The organism is Litchfieldia salsa (genome assembly GCF_900104555.1).
In the GTDB taxonomy this organism is placed as follows: domain Bacteria; phylum Bacillota; class Bacilli; order Bacillales; family Bacillaceae_L; genus Litchfieldia; species Litchfieldia salsa.
Genome location: NZ_FNJU01000031.1, coordinates 1 through 1,244, shown reverse-complemented (window position 1 = coordinate 1,244; position 1,244 = coordinate 1). Strand labels below are relative to the sequence as shown.

Below are 1,244 nucleotides of genomic sequence, written 5' to 3'. Positions count from 1 at the left end.
ATTCTGTCCAATAGGGGGTCTTTATTAGACAAACTACATGTCCAGAGTGATGATTCTGTCCAATAGGAGGTCTCTATTAGACAAATCACATGTCCTGAGTGAAGATTGTGTCCAATAGGGGGTCTCTATTAGACAAACCTCATAGTCTGAACAATGATTTTGTCCAATAGCACGCCTCTTTATAAATAAAACCCCTTATACAAGCTTTCTAATAACCATTATAATAAGCCCCCATAGCGGGATTGAAAAGCTAAGGCCGTACAAACAGCCTTTGGCAAAGTTTCCTTCGTCTTCATACATATGATCACGTCCTATTTTGTTAATCTTTTCTAGTATTAACAAGAATGTGAGTAAATGTACGCGGTTAGATAAAATATTTTAGTCTTTAGCGGATCAATATAGGCAGATCGTTCAGTTTTTCGTTGAGTCCAAACATTTTTATCATTTTGCCATAGTATAAAAAGTGAGATGAACAGGAGGTGAAGTAAATGAGTGGAGTTACAGGATATGCAGGTGCTGGATTTGCATTAATCGTTGTGCTTTTCATTCTGTTAATCATTGTAGGTGCTAGCGGATTTACTGGTGCAGCTGGTGGTTATGGTGCAGGATACGGCGCTGGTTACGGTTACTAATCGTCGTTAAGTTTAACAGTGATAGATGAAGTTAAAGGTCTTTTCCCAGCGAAGGGGAGAGACCTTTTTTGATATGCGGAGGTGCACGGGGGTGCATGGGGACGGTTCTCATGTCTCGTTTTCGTAAAAAGTCTCAAGATAGCAATTGCGTAAAGTGTGTCTGAATAACTATGAGGTTGAGACATGAGAACCGTCCCCTGTTTCATAGGCATTTTACTTAGTTTGTGAGAGCGTCCAGTCATTTTTGTCATTTTGTCATAGGATAAGAGTGAGATGAACAGGAGGTGAAGTAAATGAGTGGTGTTACAGGATATGCAGGTGGTGGATTTGCATTGATCGTTGTGCTTTTCATTCTGTTAATCATTGTAGGTACTGGATTTACTAGTGCAGCTGGTGGTTATGGTACAGGATACGGTTACGGATACTAATCTTCATTTCATTTAATATTGATATAAGAAGAAAAGGTCTTTCCCGTTGAAGGGAGAGACCTTTAGAATGTTACATTCATTCCGCGAAACAGTAAGGGAGGCGGGAACCCGTTCGATGAATCCCGCGAAAAAAGAGTGGAATCCCACGAAAGAGAGCAAGAATCCCGCGAAAGCCCACAGTAAT

At 40.5% G+C, this 1,244-nt stretch carries 1 protein-coding gene and 1 pseudogene; both read left to right on the top strand.

Translation table 11 applies throughout. The features are described 5' to 3' along the window. Window positions 1-488 precede the first annotated feature (488 nt). A pseudogene (locus BLQ56_RS24180) lies at window positions 489-584 on the top strand (YjcZ family sporulation protein); the annotation flags it as partial. Between the two features lie 341 nt (window positions 585-925). Next, on the top strand, window positions 926-1,060 hold the full coding sequence (locus BLQ56_RS23080) for a YjcZ family sporulation protein (protein ID WP_090860005.1): 135 nt from the start codon (window positions 926-928) through the stop codon (window positions 1,058-1,060). Window positions 1,061-1,244: the final 184 nt, after the last annotated feature.

What these genes read in the sequence shown, in the direction of transcription:
- BLQ56_RS23080 (WP_090860005.1), top strand. Translation starts at nt 926, where the DNA reads ATGAGTGGTGTTACAGGATATGCAGGTGGTGGATTTGCATTGATCGTT.